Source organism: Microcystis sp. BLCC-F210, from assembly GCF_042134685.1.
In the GTDB taxonomy this organism is placed as follows: Bacteria; Cyanobacteriota; Cyanobacteriia; order Cyanobacteriales; family Microcystaceae; genus Microcystis; species Microcystis aeruginosa_D.
Genome location: NZ_CP169647.1, coordinates 625,216 through 645,935, shown reverse-complemented (window position 1 = coordinate 645,935; position 20,720 = coordinate 625,216). Strand labels below are relative to the sequence as shown.

General features: G+C 44.2%; 17 protein-coding genes. 7 read left to right on the top strand and 10 right to left on the bottom strand.

The features are described from left to right. The first annotated feature begins 14 nt into the window (after nucleotides 1–14). The 4 genes from ACE3JL_RS03190 to ACE3JL_RS03175 all read left to right on the top strand — a co-directional run bounded on the left by ACE3JL_RS03190 (nucleotide 15) and on the right by ACE3JL_RS03175 (nucleotide 3,268). Nucleotides 15–248 (top strand): hypothetical protein, encoded by a 234-nt coding sequence (locus ACE3JL_RS03190; RefSeq protein ID WP_002746549.1) that lies wholly within the window; start codon nucleotides 15–17, stop codon nucleotides 246–248. A gap of 441 nt (nucleotides 249–689) precedes the next feature. Further along, the gene (locus ACE3JL_RS03185; RefSeq protein ID WP_155119318.1) at nucleotides 690–848 is read left to right on the top strand and encodes a hypothetical protein; all 159 of its coding nucleotides are present in this window, start codon (nucleotides 690–692) and stop codon (nucleotides 846–848) included. A 145-nt stretch (nucleotides 849–993) separates the two neighbouring features. Further along, nucleotides 994–1,371 carry a hypothetical protein gene (locus tag ACE3JL_RS03180; protein ID WP_375328833.1) on the top strand — a complete coding sequence of 126 codons (378 nt, stop codon included), beginning with the start codon at nucleotides 994–996 and terminating at the stop codon, nucleotides 1,369–1,371. Beyond that, a complete protein-coding gene (locus ACE3JL_RS03175; protein ID WP_375328832.1) occupies nucleotides 1,364–3,268 on the top strand; it encodes an SUMF1/EgtB/PvdO family nonheme iron enzyme in 1,905 nt (634 codons plus the stop codon). The genes ACE3JL_RS03180 and ACE3JL_RS03175 overlap by 8 nt, the downstream gene beginning before the upstream one ends. A 511-nt stretch (nucleotides 3,269–3,779) precedes the next feature. Here the strand turns inward: ACE3JL_RS03175 and lexA are convergent. Beyond that, nucleotides 3,780–4,394, bottom strand: a complete 615-nt coding sequence (gene lexA / locus ACE3JL_RS03170; RefSeq protein ID WP_375328831.1) for a transcriptional repressor LexA — start codon at nucleotides 4,392–4,394, stop codon at nucleotides 3,780–3,782. Between the two features lie 452 nt (nucleotides 4,395–4,846). Here lexA and nifJ point away from each other — a divergent pair, with 452 nt between their 5' ends. The 3 genes from nifJ (at nucleotide 4,847) to ACE3JL_RS03155 (ending at nucleotide 11,399) form a co-directional block, all read left to right on the top strand. Continuing rightward, nucleotides 4,847–8,401, top strand: a complete 3,555-nt coding sequence (gene nifJ / locus ACE3JL_RS03165) for a pyruvate:ferredoxin (flavodoxin) oxidoreductase (protein ID WP_375328830.1) — start codon at nucleotides 4,847–4,849, stop codon at nucleotides 8,399–8,401. Between the two features lie 2 nt (nucleotides 8,402–8,403). After that, nucleotides 8,404–9,429 carry a dihydroorotate dehydrogenase-like protein gene (locus ACE3JL_RS03160; RefSeq protein ID WP_271987658.1) on the top strand — a complete coding sequence of 342 codons (1,026 nt, stop codon included), beginning with the start codon at nucleotides 8,404–8,406 and terminating at the stop codon, nucleotides 9,427–9,429. Between the two features lie 761 nt (nucleotides 9,430–10,190). Continuing rightward, nucleotides 10,191–11,399, top strand: coding sequence for an ATP-dependent 6-phosphofructokinase (locus ACE3JL_RS03155; protein WP_375328829.1), 1,209 nt, complete (start codon nucleotides 10,191–10,193; stop codon nucleotides 11,397–11,399). Nucleotides 11,400–11,618: 219 nt separating this feature from the next. Here ACE3JL_RS03155 and ACE3JL_RS03150 read toward each other — a convergent pair whose 3' ends face one another. From ACE3JL_RS03150 to hemL, 9 genes are all read right to left on the bottom strand, one after another. After that, the gene (locus tag ACE3JL_RS03150) at nucleotides 11,619–11,834 is read right to left on the bottom strand and encodes a type II toxin-antitoxin system HicA family toxin (protein ID WP_375328828.1); all 216 of its coding nucleotides are present in this window, start codon (nucleotides 11,832–11,834) and stop codon (nucleotides 11,619–11,621) included. Between the two features lie 2 nt (nucleotides 11,835–11,836). Continuing rightward, a complete protein-coding gene (locus ACE3JL_RS03145; RefSeq protein ID WP_375328827.1) occupies nucleotides 11,837–12,085 on the bottom strand; it encodes a type II toxin-antitoxin system HicB family antitoxin in 249 nt (82 codons plus the stop codon). Between the two features lie 37 nt (nucleotides 12,086–12,122). Next, the gene (locus ACE3JL_RS03140) at nucleotides 12,123–12,269 is read right to left on the bottom strand and encodes a hypothetical protein (protein WP_375328826.1); all 147 of its coding nucleotides are present in this window, start codon (nucleotides 12,267–12,269) and stop codon (nucleotides 12,123–12,125) included. 768 nt (nucleotides 12,270–13,037) lie between these two features. Continuing rightward, nucleotides 13,038–16,682 (bottom strand): NACHT and WD repeat domain-containing protein, encoded by a 3,645-nt coding sequence (locus ACE3JL_RS03135; RefSeq protein ID WP_375328825.1) that lies wholly within the window; start codon nucleotides 16,680–16,682, stop codon nucleotides 13,038–13,040. A gap of 65 nt (nucleotides 16,683–16,747) precedes the next feature. After that, on the bottom strand, nucleotides 16,748–17,143 hold the full coding sequence (locus ACE3JL_RS03130) for a hypothetical protein (RefSeq protein ID WP_002769767.1): 396 nt from the start codon (nucleotides 17,141–17,143) through the stop codon (nucleotides 16,748–16,750). 26 nt (nucleotides 17,144–17,169) lie between these two features. Next, the gene (locus ACE3JL_RS03125; protein WP_375328824.1) at nucleotides 17,170–17,592 is read right to left on the bottom strand and encodes a hypothetical protein; all 423 of its coding nucleotides are present in this window, start codon (nucleotides 17,590–17,592) and stop codon (nucleotides 17,170–17,172) included. Between the two features lie 37 nt (nucleotides 17,593–17,629). Continuing rightward, nucleotides 17,630–17,911 (bottom strand): hypothetical protein, encoded by a 282-nt coding sequence (locus tag ACE3JL_RS03120; protein ID WP_375328823.1) that lies wholly within the window; start codon nucleotides 17,909–17,911, stop codon nucleotides 17,630–17,632. 50 nt (nucleotides 17,912–17,961) lie between these two features. After that, entirely contained in the window at nucleotides 17,962–18,996 is a 1,035-nt protein-coding gene (locus ACE3JL_RS03115) for a PstS family phosphate ABC transporter substrate-binding protein (RefSeq protein WP_375328822.1), read from the bottom strand. Nucleotides 18,997–19,358: 362 nt separating this feature from the next. Next, nucleotides 19,359–20,660, bottom strand: a complete 1,302-nt coding sequence (gene hemL, locus ACE3JL_RS03110; RefSeq protein WP_271992449.1) for a glutamate-1-semialdehyde 2,1-aminomutase — start codon at nucleotides 20,658–20,660, stop codon at nucleotides 19,359–19,361. Nucleotides 20,661–20,720: the final 60 nt, after the last annotated feature.

Sequence of the window (20,720 nt, the reverse complement as noted above, 5' to 3'; positions counted from 1 at the left end):
GGAGAAATAAAACCATGAAACTAAGCACAAACATTCCAGATGTTTTATATCAACAAATTGAAACCTTAGCCAATAAACAAAACATACCAGTAGAGCAACTGGTAACAATGGCTTTATCTGCCCAAATATCCTCTTGGATGACTAAAGATTATCTAGAAGAAAAAGCACAACAGGGAAGTTGGGAGAAGTTTCAACAAGCATTAGCTAAAGTTTCAGATGGTGAGCCAGAAGATTATGACAAAATGTAACAAAATTCTTTTTTGGTAAATCTATAGAAAAATCCCAAGTTAAAGCTGAAATTGTTGCTGAATACTTTTGGGCTAAGGAGAAATTTTTATTCGTGGTTCACTTAATTTTTTAAGGAAAGGTTTTTGGCTCTTCGGTTTGTCTTATGCAATGGACGGGGGTTATAAGGGATGGAACCCTTATATAGAAAGGCATTTGGCGATTTTTGTCAATTGTTTTTCATCTAGAGCGAACTCATCAATTAAGTCTGTTGCCAGATAAGGATTTAGTCAATTTATGCCCCCCTATCGAACCATACCAAGTAACGAAGAGCCAGGTTTTTAAATTTTTCTGTAACTTTTGTCCTGTATTGTTTCTAGCGAATAACTGTAGGATGGTACTCGAACGTAGCTCGCTGTTCGATCGTTCGTTAAGAAAAATGACTGGAAGGGTGATACTTGGTCATGCGTTTGGTAGCATGGCGGGAGAAGAAATGTAACTGTTATGGGCAAACCACAAATCGCCGTCCGAATTCCCCCACCTCTCCTCGCCGAACTCAACCAGTACGTCGAGCGGGTTGGCACGTCCAAGACGAATGTGATCATCAGCGCGGTCTCGCGTAGCGAGTGCCTTCGGCAATGCTGCTTACTTGGGCTGTGCCGAGACTGTGCCGTTGAGTCAGAGGATGGCTGAGGTTGAGAGAAAGATAATGGAATTAGAAAGTTTGGCTAAAGGTAAGCGAGATAACATTTAGGGTAAATCAACACAATGACCGAAGATATCGCAACTCCCAGCAAAATATGGATTATTACGGGTGAATCTGATCTTCAAAAAACGCCCACCGGCGCTAGAAGTAGCAGTGATATCGGGGGACGGCTCGGTGAAAAGGAAAAATCGCCCGAAGTTGCGGCCACCGAAAGAAGTCAAGTGGATGTGTCCAAACTGAAGCTAGAAATGCAGGGCTTTCTCAAAGCGATGCGGGAAATGCTCGATGAAGCCGATCCTCCAAGCGCTAAAATCCGGCTCGATGAAGTGGAACTGTCTGTAGAAATTAATGGGGAAGGACAAGTTAGCCTGTTTGGGGTCGGGGGCAAAGCAGGAGGGAAAGGAGCGATGACGTTTAAGTTCAAGAGAAAAGATGGCTAAAAACTGGGTGATAGCGATCGGCATCAACGAGTATGATAACCTCAAGCCGCTGAAATACGCCAAGAAAGATGCGGAAGCGATCAAAGCTTGGTGTGAAGGGGAGGGAGGATTCGATCGTAGTGGGATATTTCTCTTTACCGAAGATTCTCCACCCATTCCTGCTAGTCCCCCCATTCCCACGCAGCTAACCCACGGTCGTCTCAAGCGGTTTCTTCAGAGGCAGTTCGAGACTCCCCTGCTTAAGTCTGGAGACAATCTCTGGTTTTTCTTTGCCGGTCATGGCAGGCGCTATCAAGACAAAGACTATCTGATGCTCCCTGATAGCGATCCGGGTAATGTAAGAGAAACGGCTGTATCGGTGGATTATGTTACCGAGCGGCTGCGGAGGTCTGGGGCGGATAACGTCGTACTATTATTAGATGCCTGTCGAGATGAGGACAGCCGAGGCGGTCTGGGCATTGGAGAAGAGGAGCATCAGGGAGTCATAACCTTTTATTCCTGTACTGCCAATCAGCAATCTTGGGAGATCGATGAGTTGCAACAAGGCTCATTTACTCATGGGCTGCTGGAAGGATTGCGGCGGCGAGGAGAAGCCAATTGTGCTACGGTCGAGCGTCTAGACGAATATCTGCGCCGTCAAGTCGAGCAAACTAACGCTAGATATGGGAAACCGAGACAGAATCCCTATCTGAAAGCAGAACCGCCCCACAAGCTCTATTTTATTTTGTTAGAACAAGTTGCCACGCTTAGGGACGTGCAACCCCTAAAATATCAGGCTTCCTTAGCAGAAAATAGGGGCGACCTTGACTTAGCTGAACAGTTATGGATTCGTGTCTTAGGAGCATCTCGTGGCGATTTAGAGGCGATCGAAGCTATCAAGCGCATCGCTCTAAGACAGTCTTCGATTCCTTTGACGCGTCGCGAATACGTCACGGGGTCTGAGGGAAATAGGTCATCGTCCCCTAAACCTTCTCAAGAAACTGGACTCAAGGTATTTAACTTTGAGGTGGTGGGAGTAAATGCGAAGGGTGAGCAAATTAGAAAAGAGTCGAAGCAGTCCCAATATTTCGCCCAAGATCTGGGCAACGGCATCACCCTAGAAATGGTCGCCATACCGGGGGGAACTTTCCTGATGGGAACAGAAGATGAGGAAATCGAAAGACTGGTTAAAAAATTTAATTGGGAAGGATTTAGAAGGGAAAGACCACAACATGAAGTAACTGTCCCACCCTTCTTTATGGGTAAATACCCCATCACCCAGGCCCAGTGGAAAGCGATCGCCTCTCGCACGGATTTAAAAGTTGACCCTTCGGCTTCGCTCAGGGTCAACCTTGATCTCAACCCGGCCCATTTTAAAGACCGTCCCGATAGCGATCGCCGTCCCGTGGAACAAGTCAACTGGTACGATGCGATCGAGTTCTGCGCGAGATTATCGAAACTAACGGGAAGGGAATACCGATTACCGAGTGAAGCGGAATGGGAATACGCTTGTCGTGCTGGAACCACCACCCCATTTTACTTTGGGGAAATCATTACCGGGGAATTGGCCAACTACAATGCCGGCTATACCTACGCCGAGGAAGCGAAGGGAGAATATCGAGGAAAAACGACTCCCGTGGGACAGTTTCCGCCCAATGCCTTCGGACTCTACGATATGCACGGTAATGTCTTGGAATGGTGCGCCGATACCTGGCACGATAATTATGAGGGTGCGCCGACGGATGGCAGTGTCTGGACAGAAAATGGGAATAATAATCGTTCTCCTATGCGGGGCGGTTCTTGGTACGGCCTTCCAAATGACTGCCGTTCTGCTTACCGCAACTACGGCCTCCGCCGCGTCAACTACACCTACGACTTCGGTTTTCGGGTGGTGTGCGGTGCTGGGAGGACTCTGTAACCCTTTTTCCCTTTTTTTCCCTTTTTACCCTCATTCCCTATTTTTTCTTTTTTCTTTTCTTTCCCGCCCTTAGGCGGGTCGATTTTTTTGAGAAAATGGCGTTAATGTTAAATTTTATTAAGGCAATCAAAGAATTAGCTGAAAATTCACCCGATCTCGCGTAGCGAGCGCGTTGCGACCGAAAGTCAACTTTTTGCCACTAAATACGGTGCTAGTTTCCTTGGTTTCCCTATTCTACCCGACCGAGTTCGCGTCAGGAATAGTAACCTTCATCGGGGTAGGAGAAGACTCAGACGATTGCAACAAGATTATGCGATCGGTACAATTGAATGGCAAGATGTAGAACGACCGCTGACTAGCTGGATGGCACATCTAGAACACGGTGACACCGGGCAACTAAGAAAACAGATATTCGATTCCGTTCTATTATCCTCGTTGGCCCACCCGATTCTTTTCCGGAAGTCAAGGAGAGGAAAAATGATCGGGGCGCTTAAGTGCGCCCCAGTTTTGGCTAATAACCGCGCCAAACACCAACCAAAACCCCTTGCACCTGTACTTGTTCAGTATTGGCTGTAATTGGTTGATATTTTTGATTGGAGGGTTGGAGAGTGATGATTTCGCCTTCTTGGTAGAAACGTTTTAAAGTAGTGCCGTGGCCTTCAACTCTGGCGGCGACGATTTCCCCATTGGACACCCCTTCATTACCCGTGAGAGAACGCATGATCACCAGATCCCCATCGGCAATATGATCCTCGATCATACTGTCTCCGGAAACGCGCAGAGCATAACAGTCTTGACTGCGTTGCAACAGATTAGAAAGATCGAGTTTTTCTTCCTCATCGGTGAAGGGTTCCACTAAACCACCAGCAGCGATCGCGCCTAGAACCGGTAAACCTTGCACTGGTTGTTTGAGAATCCGCAGGGTGCGTGCTTTTCCTTCTGTCCAATCAATATAGCCTTTGGTGCGTAAACGTTCTAAACGGCTTTGAATCGGTGCAGGAGAGCGTAAATTCATCGCTCGCATCATTTGCCGGATGGAAGGGGCGTGCTGAGTAGTGCGAATGTACTCAATTAGCCAGTCGTACAACTCCTGTTGCGCTTGAGTAAGGGATTCGAGGTTAGTCATGATCTATTTTCCTATCCTTGGGTTAAGATAATTTGTACTTTAGTTCATTTGTGTTTAACCTAGTACATCTTAACTTCATCGGCTGACTAAATCAACTGGTTATTAGATCTCTTGCGAAAATCAAAAATTTAGAGAATTAATTCTGCACGATTACTTATCAATTCTCAATATTAATTAATCCCAGGGTCGGTTGCTGGCAAACTCAGCAGCGTATTAAGAAAAAATAACGAATTGCTAGAAAGCCCAGAATCTGGATAATGATCGAGGTGGAGACAGAAAAATTGCTCTACTTAAGCCTGTCTGCCGTAAGCGTCCAATAGTAGATAGGGAGTCAAAAGCGACGCTCAAGAAAGTCCTTCGGTTGTCAGGGAAACGAGGGGATATTTAGTGCGAAATTGAGCCGTAAAAAAACTTAAAATCCCGACAAAGATCGTCAAAACTAAGGGGAACACATGACCAAAAAAACCTATGCAACCATAGACGGTAACGAAGCTGTTGCGCGCGTTGCCTATCGTCTCAGTGAAGTAATCGCTATTTATCCTATCACTCCCTCCTCGCCTATGGGTGAATGGTCCGATAGTTGGGCAGCCGAACGCAGGGCTAATCTTTGGGGAACCATCCCTTCTGTAATCGAAATGCAGAGCGAAGGTGGGGCAGCGGGAACCCTGCACGGAGCGCTACAAACAGGCTCTTTAACTACTACCTTCACCTCCTCCCAGGGATTATTATTAATGCTCCCCAACTTCTACAAAATTGCGGGGGAATTAACCTCTTCAGTGGTCCATGTGGCGGCCCGTGCTTTAGCCGCTCAAGGATTGTCAATTTTTGGCGATCATAGTGATGTCATGTCCGCCAGAAGTACCGGGTGGGCTATGTTAGCGGCTAATTCCGTTCAAGAAGCTCATGATCTGGCAGCAATCGCCACAGCTACTACCCTAGAAACGCGGCTTCCTTTTCTGCACTTTTTTGATGGTTTTCGTACCAGTCATGAGGTGCAAAAAGTCGAATTAATTAGTGATGAAATTCTCAAAGAACTGATCGATGAAGACCTAATTATTGCCCATCGTCAAAGAGCTTTAACTCCCGATCGACCGGTGTTGCGAGGCACAGCACAAAATCCCGATGTTTATTTCCAGGCAAGGGAAAGCGTCAATCCTTTCTATCATGCTTGTCCCGATATCGCCCAAAAAATTATGGATCGTTTTGCCCAATTAACAGGACGGCAATACCATCTCTATGAATACCACGGTGCGCCCGATGCCGAAAGAGTGATTATTTTAATGGGATCGGGAGGAGAAACCGTCCATGAAACCGTGGATTATCTCAATCAAAATGGGGCTAAAGTTGGGGTTTTAAAAGTTCGTCTTTATCGTCCCTTTACCGCCGACAAATTACTGGCAGCTTTGCCCACCACAGTGAAAAAAATAGCCGTTTTAGATCGCTGTAAAGAACCCGGTGCCGGGGGCGATCCGCTATATTTAGACGTGGTAAATGCCTTTATGGAAGAGTACGAAGGCAAGCTGCCGAAAATTGTCGGAGGACGCTACGGTTTATCTTCCAAAGAATTTACTCCAGCCATGGTTGCTGGTATATTTGATAACTTAAGTCTCGACAAACCCAAAAATCACTTCACTATTGGTATCGTTGACGATCTCACCTTTTCCAGTCTGGAATATGACCACAGTTTTTCCACTGAACCAGACAAAGTAGTGCGGGCGGTTTTCTACGGTTTAGGTTCCGATGGTACGGTGGGAGCTAACAAAAATTCAATTAAAATTATCGGTGAAGATACTGATAATTATGCCCAGGGTTATTTCGTCTATGATTCCAAAAAATCTGGCTCCGTCACCGTTTCTCACCTACGCTTTGGACCGGAGCCGATTCGCTCTACCTATTTAATCACCGATGCTAACTTTATCGCCTGTCATCAGTGGGAATTTATCGAACAATTTGACCTGCTAGAAACCGCTAAACCGAACTCAATTTTCCTCCTCAATAGTCCCTATCCACCGGAGGAGCTATTTAGTCACCTACCCCGCAATCTCCAGCAAACTATCATCGACAAAAATCTGCAAGTTTATACGATTAATGCCACTCAAGTGGCCAAAGAAGCGGGGATGGGCAGCCGGATTAATACCGTGATGCAGGTGTGTTTCTTTGCTCTAGCGGGGGTTTTGTCTCGGGAAGAGGCGATCGCACAAATCAAAAAAGCCATCCGCAAGACCTACGGCAAGAAAGGAGAAGAAATCGTGCAGATGAACATCAAAGCTGTGGATTCTGCCCTAGAACACCTCTATCAAGTCTCAATTCCCGCCACTGTCACCCCTGAAGCTTTTGAATTAAGACCACCAATTCCCGACAACGCACCCGCTTTCGTCCGAGAAGTCCTCGGCAAAATTATCGCCCGTCACGGGGATGAATTGCCCGTTAGCGCCCTTCCCAACGATGGGACCTATCCCACTGCCACTAGCCAATGGGAAAAACGCAATATTGCCCAAGAAATCCCCGTTTGGGATGCAGATGTCTGTGTTCAGTGCGGTAAATGCGTTCTCGTTTGTCCCCACGCCGTTATTCGCTCGAAAGTTTATGATGAGGCCGAATTAGCCACGGCCCCGGAAACCTTTAAAGTCGCTAATGCCAAGGATCACGACTGGAAAGGTCTAAAATTCACCATCCAAGTGGCCGCCGAAGATTGTACCGGTTGCGGTCTCTGCGTTGATGTTTGCCCCGCTAAAAACAAATCGCAACCGCGTCTAAGAGCCATTAATATGGCTCCCCAACTGCCCCTGCGAGAACAGGAACGAGTTAACTGGGATTTCTTTCTTAATTTGCCTAATCCAGACCGATTAAGCCTAAATCTCAACAAAATTAACCATCAGCAAATGCAGGAACCTCTCTTTGAGTTTTCCGGGGCCTGTGCCGGTTGTGGTGAGACTCCCTACGTTAAATTAGTCAGTCAACTATTTGGCGATCGCATGATAGTGGCTAATGCCACCGGTTGTTCATCTATCTACGGAGGTAATTTACCGACAACACCCTGGGCAGTTAACGCCGAAGGTCGCGGTCCGGCCTGGTCGAATTCCCTCTTTGAAGATAATGCCGAATTTGGCTTAGGATTCCGGGTTTCCATCGATAAACAGGCAGAATTTGCCGCCGAACTGTTAGCAACCCTCGCTAGTGAAATCGGAGAAAGTCTAGCGGCAGATGTTCTCAATTGTCACCAAGTCGATGAAGCGGAAATTTACGAACAACGGCAACGGGTAGAGGCCTTAAAATCCCGTTTAGGGCAATTAACCCCGACCACGCAGGTGAAAATGTTGTTATCCGTGGCCGATTATCTGGTCAAGAAAAGCGTCTGGATTGTCGGGGGTGACGGTTGGGCCTACGACATCGGTTATGGTGGTTTAGATCACGTTTTAGCCAGTGGTCGTAATGTGAATATTTTGGTCATGGATACGGAAGTTTACTCGAATACGGGCGGCCAGGCCTCGAAAGCGACTCCTCGCGCTGCCGTAGCTAAATTTGCTTCTGGTGGCAAACCGGGACCGAAAAAAGACCTCGGTTTAATGGCCATGACCTACGGTAACGTCTATGTGGCCAGCGTGGCTATGGGGGCAAAAAACGAGCAAACTATCAAAGCTTTCCTAGAAGCGGAAGCTTATAACGGTCCATCGTTAATTATCGCCTATTCTCACTGTATTGCTCACGGGATCAACATGACCACCGCCATGAACCATCAAAAAGAAGTGGTGGAAAGCGGTCGCTGGTTAATGTACCGTTATCATCCCGATTTAGCTAAAGAAGGCAAAAATCCCCTACAATTGGACAGCCGTGCGCCTAAGCTTACCGTAGCGCAAACTCTCTACTCGGAGAATCGCTTTAAGATGTTGGCCACCAGTAAGCCGGAGGAAGCTAAACGTCTGCTCAAAGAAGCACAAGCAGATGTGGATACGCGCTGGCAAATGTATCAGTATTTAGCAGCAAAAGGTACAGGAGGCAACGAATAGTTATGAATCTACACACTACCTACATGGGTTTACAATTGCGATCGCCGTTAGTTATCGGTGCGGCCGCACCCTTGAGCGAGGATATCGACAATATCAAGAGAATGGAAGACTTTGGAGCCGCTGCCGTGGTTTTACACTCCTTTTTCGAGGAGCAGATTAAACAGGAAAGACTGGCTCTACACCATCATTTTACCCACGGAGCCGAGAGTTTTGCGGAAGCTTTGACTTATTTTCCCGAACCAGAGGTTTTTCACGTTGGTTCCGACGAATATCTCAACCATATTCGCAAAGCCAAAGAAATGGTCGATATTCCCATTATTGCCAGTCTCAACGGTGAGACCTCTGGGGGATGGTTAGAGTATGCCATTCAAATTCAACAAGCGGGCGCTGATGCTTTGGAGTTGAATGTTTATTATGTTCCCAACGACCTAGAATTAACCGGAAATCACGTCGAACAAAACTATATTGATATCCTCAAAATTGTCAAATCGGAGGTATCAATTCCCGTCTCGATGAAGTTAAGTCCCTACTTTAGCAATACGGCTAATATGGCTAAACAATTAGCGGAAGCGGGAGCCGATGGGTTGGTATTATTTAACCGTTTCTATCAGCCGGATATCGACTTAGACACCTTAGATGTTCACCCCAATATTATCCTCAGTAATCCCCAAGCAATGCGTTTACCCCTGCGCTGGATTGCCATGCTTTATGGTCGTGTAGCGACGGATTTTGCCGCTACCAGTGGTATTCATAACGCCATCGACGTGATCAAAATGATGATGGTGGGGGCAAAAGCTACTATGTTAGTTAGTGTTTTATTACGCCACGGTTTGGAGGAAATTACCAAGATCGAACAGGGTTTATTGCATTGGTTGGAAGAAAATGAATACGAATCGATCGAGCAGTTAATTGGCAGCATGAGTCAAATGAATTGCCCAGATCCGACCGCTTTTGAACGGGTACAGTACATGAGGGCCTTGCAAAGTTACGAACCTGTTTGGAAACGTTTTCAAACCACCAGCAAATAAAAGTGGGAAGCTTTTTTCAGTGATCAGTTATCAGTAATCAGTAATCAGTAATCAGTAAACAGTAAGTAGTCGTGCAAAATTAATTTCCTAGTAAAGATAGGCAAAAGGCAAGAGGCAAAAGGCAAGAGGGGGTTAGATATGTGTAATTAATTTTGCTTAGGTACTTAATCAGTAATCAGTAATCAGTAATCAGTAATCAGTAATCAGTAATCAGTGAACTGAAAACTTAAGTAGGTAGGCGTTAAAAATTATCAGACACCCCCCTTATCAAGGGGGGATTAAGGGGGGATCGAACCTAAAATCCATTTTTAATTTAATTATAACCAGCTACTTAACTGAAAACTGAAAACTTACATCTGATCACTGATAACTGGTAACTGGTAACTGGTAACTGGTAACTGGTAACTGGTAACTGGTAACTGGTAACTGGTAACTGGTAACTGGTAACTGGTAACTGGTAACTGGTAACTGGTAACTGGTAACTGGTAAGTAGTCGTGCAAAATTAATTTCCTAGTAAAGATAGGCAAAAGGCAAGAGGCAAAAGGCAAGAGGGGGTTAGATATGTGTAATTAATTTTGCTTAGGTACTTAACTGGTAACTGGTAACTGGTAACTGGTAACTGGTAACTGGTAACTGGTAACTGGTAACTGGTAACTGGTAACTGGTAACTGGTAACTGGTAACTGGTAACTGGTAACTGATAACTGGTAACTGGTAACTGATAACTGATAACTGACAAAAAAATCCTAGAGAATATAACCATGAACGAGAATCAAAACAAAAAAATTGGTATTCTGACCAGTGGTGGCGATTGCCCGGGGTTAAATGCGGTAATTCGTGCCGTGGTGAAAGCATCAAAACTAAAGGGTTGGGATGTGTACGGCATTCCCTACGGGACCGATGGTTTTATGCAGATTGCCGAGGGAAAATATCACCCCCAAGATTTGATCCTGACTCACCATGGCTATAACCTACCCGGGATATTGAAAGGATTAGACGTTTTGCAGTTTCTTAGTGGTAGTGTCTTGGGTTCTTTGAGCAAAGGACATCCTGAAAACCCAGAAATTGCCACGAAAATCCTGCAAGGATACGAAATGCTAGGATTAGATGCCCTGATCGTCGTCGGGGGCGACGGGAGCATTGATATCATCTATGATCTCGCTCAGAAAGGCAATTGGAATATTATCGCGGTTCCCAAAACCATCGATAATGATGTTCCCTATACGGAATGGGCCGTCGGTTTTACCACTGCCGTCGATATCGTCACCCAAGCTTTGTATGATCTCACCTTTACCGCCGCTAGTCACGAAAGGGTGATGATTGTGCAGGTGATGGGTAGAGATGCCGGTCATTTAGCCCTTCATGCGGGGATTGCTGGGGGTGCCGATGCGATTTTTATTCCCGAATTAACCCCTGCTCTCACTCCCGCAATCATCGACGGTTGTTGTGATCATTTGGCAGAATTACGCGCTCAAGGTCGTAAATTCGCTCTCATTGTCATTTCTGAGGGGGTTAAAAACGAAGATAACCAAAAAGAGAAGTATATTGCCGATTATTTAGAAAAATTAATAGTTGACAAAACTCGCTCTTTGTGCGTTACCGATCCCGTCTTCTGTTATCTCAATTCCATGGATGTGCGGGCCATGTCCTTGGGACACCTGCAAAGAAGTCGTCCTCCTTTGGCCATGGATCGACTGTTAGCCACGGCTTTTGGCATTAAGGCCGTAGAATTAATTGAAAAGGGAAAACTCGATCGCGTGGTGATTTGGCGCGGGGGACAAGTGCGTAGTTTGCCTCTGAAACCGGTGATCAAAATTATCAAAAAATGTCATCAAGAGAATCGCTGTGCCTATCCCGTGGATCCTGATGGTTTTATCGTCAAAACAGCCCGTTCTTTGGGAATTTACCTAGGGGAAAATACCACAACTGAGACGGCAGTGGTTCCGCAAGCTGTGGAGGCGTTGGTTTAGTTATAATAAAGCGAGAAGGGTTGCTAATACTTTCTCGCTTTTTTAATTGGTTAAGATATTTAATTCTGCTAATTTTACTTGCAATAATTTACTGTATTTTATGGCTTTTCTCAGTAATCTGTCATCGGTGGTTAACAATACATCTATTCTAGCATATTCAGCGCAAGCGATATGAAAAGAATCATAAAGATCAAATCCTAAATATATAACCAATACTGTTTAACTGTTGTCCCATTCTTCATCACTAATACCCGCTTGTTTGAGAATTTCCTTAACTAAATCTGTAGAGATTTCTTGATTTCCATGAGGGTTAGGGATGCGAATTTTATGTTGACTCTTTTTCATAAATTGATGTTTACTACCAGAAAAAGGCCCTGTGTAACCTAAAGCTTTCAATTTTCTGATTAATTTTCTGCGAGAAATTGCTGATGGCATAACTAAACTTCTGCAACTGTTGTAACTTTAATTTCTAGTCCATCTATGACAGGTAAAGGGTCGCCATCTTGTAATTTTAAAATGATCCATTCTTCTAGAACTTCTAGTAAGTCTTGACGGCATTCTTCAACGGTCAATCCATTTCCCCAAACGCCTTGAAAGCCTTCTATTTCAGCAAACCAAGTACCGTCATTTAGCCTTTTGTATTGTGCTTTTTGTAAAGCTTTTTCACAATAATTGAGTAAGATCATTTTCTTCTCTAAACCTCCATAATATGTAACTATATTATCACTTCTCCTCACCAATCCCATCACACAAACCCCTATCCTCCTCCTTAACACCAGAATTAGGATTGTGTAAATAAACCCGCACCCAATCACAACTACGCTCCATTAAAGCGTTTAAGTCCTGCATTGCCCTACAACTCTTCTGCATCGCCCTACAATCCTTCTGTATCCTCACAAAGAAGTCTAAACCAAGATTAACGGGATTTTAGGATTAACTGGATTATTTACTTGGAAACTCCTGACAATCTTTTAAGATTGAGCATCCCGAAAATCCTCTAATCCTCAAAATCCTGATACTGACGATTTACCCCCAATCCCATCACACAAACCCCTATCCTCCTCCTTAACACCAGAATTAGGATTGTGCAAATAAGCCCGCACCCAATCACAACTACGCTCCATTAAAGTGTTTAAGTCCTGCATTGCCCTACAATCTTTCTGTATTGTCCTACAACTCTTCTGCATCGCCCTATAATCCTTCTGTATCCTCACAAAGAAGTCTAAACCAAGATTAACGGGATTTTAGGATTAACTGGATTATTTACTTGGAAACTCCTGACAATCTTTTAAGATTGAGCATCCTGAAAATCCTCTAATCCTCAAAATCCTGATACTGACGATTTACCCCCAATCCCATCACACAACCCCCTATCCTCCTCCCTAACATCAGAATTAGGATTGTGCAAATAAACCCGCACCCAATCGCAACTACGCCCCATTAAAGCGTTTAAGTCCTGCATTGTCCTACAATCTTTCTGTATTGTCCTACAACTCTTCTGCATCGCCCTACAATCCTTCTGTATCCTCACAAAGAAGTCTAAACCAAGATTAACGGGATTTTAGGATTAACTGGATTATTTACTTGGAAACTCCTGACAATCTTTTAAGATTGAGCATCCTGAAAATCCTCTAATCCTCAAAATCCTGATACTGACGATTTACCCCCAATCCCATCACACAAACCCCTATCCTCCTCCCTGACACCAGAATTAGGATTGTGCAAATAAGCCCGCACCCAATCGCAACTACGTTCCATTAAATCACTTAAACCCCAGTCTGTCCCAAGATTCCAGAGTTTGATAGTCTTGTCACCACTACCGCTCACTAAAGTCTTGCCGTCGGGACTAAAATTAACGCTATAGACACCTCTATCATGCCCCTTGAAGGTGCGGATTTCTTTGCCTGTTTTTACATCCCAGAGTTTGATAGTCCCGTCCAAACTACCGCTCACCAAAGTCTCGCCGTCGGGACTAAAATTAACGCTATAGACATCTCTATCATGCCCCTTGAGGGTGTGGATTTCTTTGCCTGTTGACCCATTCCAGAGTTTGATAGTCTTGTCAGCACTACCGCTCACTAAAGTCTTGCCGTCGGGACTAAAATTAACGCTTAAGACATCTCTATCATGCCCCTTGAGGGTGTGGATTTCTTTGCCTGTTGACCCATTCCAGAGTTTGATAGTCTTGTCCCAACTACCGCTCACTAAAGTCTTGCCGTCGGGACTAAAATTAACGCTTAAGACATCTCTATCATGCCCCTTGAGGGTGTGGATTTCTTTGCCTGTTGACCCATTCCAGAGTTTGATAGTCTTGTCATCACTACCGCTCACCAAAGTCTTGCCGTCGGGACTAAAATTAACGCTTGAGACATAGCCATCATGCCCCTTAAGGGTGCGGATTTCCTTGCCTGTTTCTACATTCCAGAGTTTGATAGTGTTGTCCCAACTACCGCTTACCAAAGTCTTGTCGTCGGGACTAAAATTAACGCTTGAGACAAGCTCATCATGCCCCTTGAGGGTGCGGATTTCCTTGCCTGTTTCTACATTCCAGAGTTTGATAGTCGTGTCAATACTACCGCTCACCAAAGTCTTGCCGTCGGGACTAAAATTAACGCTATTGACATAGCTATCATGCCCCTTGAGGGTGCGGATTTCTTTGCCTGTTTCTACATTCCAGAGTTTGATAGTGTTGTCCCAACTACCGCTCACTAAAGTTTTGCCGTCGGGACTAAAATTAACGCTTCTGACAAGCTCATCATGCCCCTTGAGGGTGCGGATTTCTTTGCCTGTTTCTACATTCCAGAGTTTGATAGTCGTGTCAATACTACCGCTCACCAAAGTCTTGCCGTCGGGACTAAAATTAACGCTATTGACATAGCTATCATGCCCCTTGAGGGTGCGGATTTCTTTGCCTGTTTCTACATTCCAGAGTTTGATGGTGCTGTCATTACTACCGCTCACTAAAGTTTTGCCGTCGGGACTAAAATTAACGCTATTGAAACCGCTATCATGCCCCCTGAGGGTGCGGATTTCTTCGCCTGTTTCTACATTCCAGAGTTTGATAGTCTGCCAACTACCGCTCACCAAAGTCTTGCCGTCGGGACTAAAATTAACGCTTGAGACATAGCCATCATGCCCCTTAAGGGTGCGGATTTCCTTGCCTGTTTCTACATTCCAGAGTTTGATAGTCTTGTCAACACTACCGCTCACCAAAGTCTTGCCGTCGGGACTAAAATTAACGCTTGAGACATAGCCATCATGCCCCTTAAGGGTGCGGATTTCCTTGCCTGTTTCTACATTCCAGAGTTTGATAGTCTTGTCAACACTACCGCTCACCAAAGTCTTGCCGTCGGGACTAAAATTAACGCTTGTGACAAAGTTATCATGCCCCTTGAGGGTGCGGATTTCTTGGCCTGTTTCTACATTCCAGAGTTTGATAGTCTTGTCAACACTACCGCTCACCAAAGTCTTGCCGTCGGGACTAAAATTAACACTCTGGACAAAGTTATCATGCCCCTCTAAGCGATTGCGTTCACTTTTGCGGTTGAGAAGTTCCTGTAAGGCATTAGTCACCTCCTTGTTGTACGTCTGCTGCTTTTGTAGAATTTTTCCCGCTTTAATCGCTTCGACGAAAGCCTCCAAGTTTTTATGTTCATTCAATAGAGATAAGGAATATCTACCAAGAGACTCAGCTTGATTAAATTCTGCTTGTCTGGTTTTTTGCCAAGCCATCCAACCCAAACTACTACTAACCACCACCGCCACCAAAGAAACCGCCGCAATCCTTCGCGCTGTTCTAATTTTTTCATTTTTTTGACGTTCAGCTTGACTAATACTCGCCTTAATAAACTCTATCGCCACAGTATCTAAATTAGGCAGAGAATTATTCTTTTGAAACTCAACAATTTTAGCTAACTTAGAACCTCCCCAAAGCTCACTACTCGCTTTTACTGCATCTTGCTTCTGTAAATCATCCCACTGTTTTGCATCAGCATATAAACGACTTCTCAGAACAATTATCTCCTCTTTTTCTCGAATTAAATCCTGTAACACTTGCCAACACCGCAACAATTCTTCATGTGCCACCTCAACCGTTGCTTTCCCGTCTTCTCCCTTACTCACCAAAAGACGATTATCTATTAATTGATAGAGAACCTCTCTTTGCATTTCCTCCTGTTCAAAACTCGATTTATCCGCCCTTCTGCTAACCGCTTCTTTCCCTTCTAAACTAATTAACTCTAGAAAAATTTCCTCTGATGCTTTCCGTTGCTGTTCATTAAATTGACCATAAATTTTATCCGCTTGTTTTTCTAGCGCACCCGTTACCCCACCAATCTCTTGATAAGTCTTAATATTTAAAACCCGCTCTTGAATATGATCTTTTTGCCACAATAAATCTAACGTATATTGTAACAGAGGTAAAGAGCCAGCCTGTTCATAAAAATCCGCAATAATTTGATTAATTAATCCCTTTTCAAAAATTACCCCATTTCTCGCCGCCGGTTCAGCAATAGCTAATCTTAACTCACTTTCATCCATATCCGTTAACATCTTGCTATACTGATCATGGATTTTTCCTAAACTGGGATAAGGACTTAATTTATCTAAAAAATCAGCCCTCATCGTCATCACAATTTTAACTAAACTCTCATTCTTTTCAATTAATTTAATCAAACTTTTAATGAAAATATCTCTTTCCGTCTTCGGTGTACGAGTAAATAACTCCTCAAATTGGTCAATAAAAATAAACCATAAATCGGAATTATTTTTTAATCCTTCAACCACATTAATTAAAGTCTCTTCCTTAACAGCTTGTGCTAATTTCGCTTGGTATTGTTTATATCTATTTGCCAAAAGACAACCATAGAAAGACTCAAAAGGATTAACATCAGGAACAAAAGTTAAATTAACCAATTTATTCGCACCCAAATTATCCTTTAACTTAGGAATTAAACCCGCTTGCACGAGAGAAGATTTACCGCTTCCTGACGCACCTAAAAGCAATAAAACATTCTTTTGCTTTAAATAATCAGTTAACTTAACAATCCAATTATCTCTTCCAAAAAACTTATCCTTATCTCCCTCTTCAAACTTCCTTAAACCCAAATAAGGTGAACCCGTAATTAAGGGTTGAGACTGAATCTCAACTCCTGACTTTTGGGTAATAATATATTGATTGATTACACCCCCACTAATATCACCCGCAATTCCCTTAAATTCACCATCACCGCTAAGACCTTTAACATCACCTCCTATTTCTAAATAATAACTTTTATAAGTCATTTTTGCTACCCCAAAACTATTCTTTTCAAGTTAAATTTAAATTGCAGTTTTAGAATTAGCACTCTTTAAGGACTTCCTACTAAACCAAACAATTTAGCCAAACCGCCTAAAATTGTTACAATTAAAGCGACTAAAATCCCTCGACTGACAAACTCTTGATTCTCTAAGCGCTTTTCCACGCCATCAATTTTTCCCTCTAGACGCTTCTCAATACCATCAATTTTTTCCTCTAGACGCTTCTCGACACCATCAATTTTTTCCTCTAGACGCTTCTCGACACCATCAATTTTTTCCTCCAGACGCTTCTCGACACCATCAATTTTTCCCTCCAGACGCTTAATTTCACCTTTAACTTCACTAAGTTCAATCTTAATATCAGTAACATCTTTTTGAAGATTATCTAACTTTTGATTGATTTGAATTAGAAAATCTTTAAGTTCTACCTCAACAGTAATTGACATAAATTTCCCTCCTAAATAATCCTCAACTAATTAATGTTCTGACTAATATCTCCACCACTAATATCTCCTGCAATTCCCTTCAAAGTACCATCTCCCACCATTACTTTAATATCACCACCAACATTAATATTATACTTACCTGCGGCAAATTCTTCAGGTTTTAATTGCTTGAGTAATGCTTCTGCTGTCTTAATAACCTCTGCATCTCTATCAATTTTTGCTTCAAGTAACTCTTCTTTGAGCAGTGTTTTTACCCCCTCTGAATCTGGTTTTTTCTCATGTTTATCGACGATATCACTATCATCTGTTTTCCCTTTTTCTGCAAATTTCTTCTTAATCAACGCTTTTAAACCCTCATAAGCATCCTTAACCGCTGTTCCTGCCGTATCCTTAGCAGCACCCGTCGCACCAGCAGCCAACGCAGCGAGAATTAGAGAAATCGGTTCCATTGCCTGAGACTCCCAATTAGATATTGCTGACTCAATCTTAGATCAAAGCAAAGTATCTGACGCGATTATGACGCAGGTATTGGGCGCAAATGGCTTGCTCGTCGGGGTTGTTGGCTACTACTGCCAGTTGCACATAAGTGGGATAGTAGCGACAGAAGGTGTAAATCCCACTGTCATCGATGCCCTGCTTGTTCGGTAAAAATCGTTCGCACTGAGGGATGATTTCGACGGGATAGCCGAAAATCTGGACAAAACTGGGAGTAGCAGTCCTCTGGATGCGCCCAATCAAGCGCACACTCAGTATGAAAAACGTTGTCATGAAAATTGCTCAAATTCACTTTAACCTAGATTTGTAGAAGTTTGGTTAAATTATCTCAAGGGAACAAAACCGGCTTTTTCAATTAATTTCTGTCCTTGATCGGTTAATAATAAATCAGCGTAAGCTTCCCCCGCTTGTTCGTCTAATTGACCATTTTGTTTGATAATAACAAAAAGACGACGGGTGATCGGGTATTCTCCCTTTTGAAAAGCTAATTCATTCAGTTGATTACGCTTCTGGGGACATTGGGAAGACGGGATCGAAGGTTCTTGATAGGGGGCAACTAACTTATTTTCGCTTTTACCGAGGGGTAAAGTTTTAATTCCACACTGGGGAACTACTTCCGGTGCAGAAGCATAGTAAATTCCTCCTAAATTTTGGGAAACTTTTCTGAGAGCGGAAGTTGTACTGTAAATGTACTGAATATTACTCCCAAAATCGGCTTTTTCTAAAACCTGATCGATAAAAAATTCCACGGTTCCCCCATCTTCCTTGCGTCGGGAATAGGGAATAATCGCTAAATTAGGCCCGCCCACTTGCTGCCAATTGCGAATTTTTCCTGTATAAATATCTTTTAACTGGGTAATTGTTAGACCGGAAACTGGTAAATCGGGATGAACTGCGATCGCAATTCCATCGATAGCCACGGGAACCTCTTTTAAAGTCAATCCCCGTTGTTGAGCGCGTTGTATTTCCTCATCTTTGAGCGATCGAGATGCTTGGGAAAAAGCCAATTGATTCTCGATTAACATCCGAATACCGCTGCCGGTGCCGGGGGTTCCCGCAGTGGGATCGGTATAGACGAGGCGAAATTTCGGCCAGACTTGCTGGATAATAAAGTCCACTTCCTTGCGAATCGGGGCCCAAGTGGTACTTCCCCCGTAGTTAAATAATCCTTCCGGGACATTTTTAACCGCAGCTAACGTTTCGGAAATTTGATTATTCGAGGAGGAGGAAGAAGAATTAGATCGATCATTGAGATTGGGAAAGGTTTTGTTGAGCAACCACCAAGCAATTCCTCCTAAAACTGCCGATGTCACCATAACCGTCAACAGCAGGGGAAGAATTTCATTTTTCTGGGACATAAAATTAGGATCAGGATTCGGACTATTTTAATGATAATCCCAGCTTTTTTTTATGATCATAACTTTTACAATTCTGTCGGGTTATGGGAAGGATTAAAAATAAACTATAGAGACACGAACAACACAAAGGAGGGGAAAGAGTAGCTTAAGCCACTTGTCTGAAGAATTTTCAGTAATGAGGTAGTACAGTTTAAATGCTTCTTGGACAGACTCTCGAAAATAGATTATTACCGAGATCGAGCAGGGTTGAAACCGCGATCGCTCTGACCGATAAGAATCCCCGTCTTTTGCAAGCGGGGATATGTCAATTCATCAACACTTGAGACTCTATCAATCAATTTTCCCAGTTGAAGCAGCATTGATTATAAACTTGCTAAAACCTCTTTAGCGGCGGCCAAAGTCTGTTCGATATCGGCCGCTGTGTGAGCTAAAGAAGTAAAACCAGCTTCAAACTGGGAAGGAGCTAGATAAACACCTCTTTCCAACATTCCTCGGTGAAAACGACCAAATTTAACCACATCGGCTTTTTTGGCATCTTCATAGTTATGCACGGGGGAGCCGGTGAAAAACATCCCGAACATAGCGCTAATATAACCTCCAGAAACGCTATGACCAGCATCTCTAGCCACTTTCAGCAGCCCTTCAGTTAAGGATTTGGTCACTTTATCGAGATATTCGTAGGTGCCGGGGCGCTGGAGTAACTCGAGGGTTTTAATTCCTGCTGTCATGGCCAAAGGGTTGCCGGATAAGGTTCCCGCTTGGTACATCGGGCCGGCCGGAGCCACCATCGCCATAATATCGGCCCGACCGCCGTAGGCCCCCACTGGCAGCCCACCGCCGATAACTTTGCCCAGGGTGGTTAAATCGGGGGTAATGCCGAATTTTTCCTGAGCGCCACCGTAGGCGATGCGGAATCCGGTCATTACCTCATCAAACATTAATAAGGCTCCGTATTCCTTGGTTAATTCCCGCAATCCCTCTAAAAAGCCAGCATCTGGCACGATAAAGCCAGCATTACCCACCACTGGCTCTAAAATCACCCCGGCGATAGAGTCGGGATTTTCGATAAAGAGGGCTTTTACTGCTTCTAGGTCATTGTAGGGGGCGGTTAAAGTGTTGTTAGTGGTGGTTTTGGGAACCCCCGGCGAGTCCGGTAGGCCCAGGGTGGCTACACCAGAGCCAGCTTTAACCAGGAACATATCGGCATGACCGTGGTAACAGCCCTCGAATTTGATGATTTTATCCCGGCCGGTAAAAGCCCGCATTAAGCGCAGGACAGACATACAGGCTTCGGTGCCGGAATTGACAAAACGCACCATTTCAATGCTGGGAACGGCATCAATCACCATTTCAGCGAGAATATTTTCTTGGACACAGGGAGCGCCGAAACTTGTCCCTTTGTCTAGGGCCTGGTGTAGGGCGGCAATCACTTCGGGATGGGCATGACCACAGATAGCCGGCCCCCAAGTTCCCACATAGTCGATGTATTCGTTACCGTCCACGTCGCGAATATAGGCCCCTTTGACGCTTTCAAAAACGATGGGTTGACCACCGACGGATTTAAAGGCCCGCACGGGGGAACTTACACCCCCCGGCATTAATTTTTGAGCGGCTGTAAAGATTTCTTTCGATTTTGTTGTTTGATACGAAGATGTGCTAACCAATCCTGTCTCCTTGTCTATTTGAGTCTATCGATTCCGGGGAATGCCCGGAGTTTTGTTTTG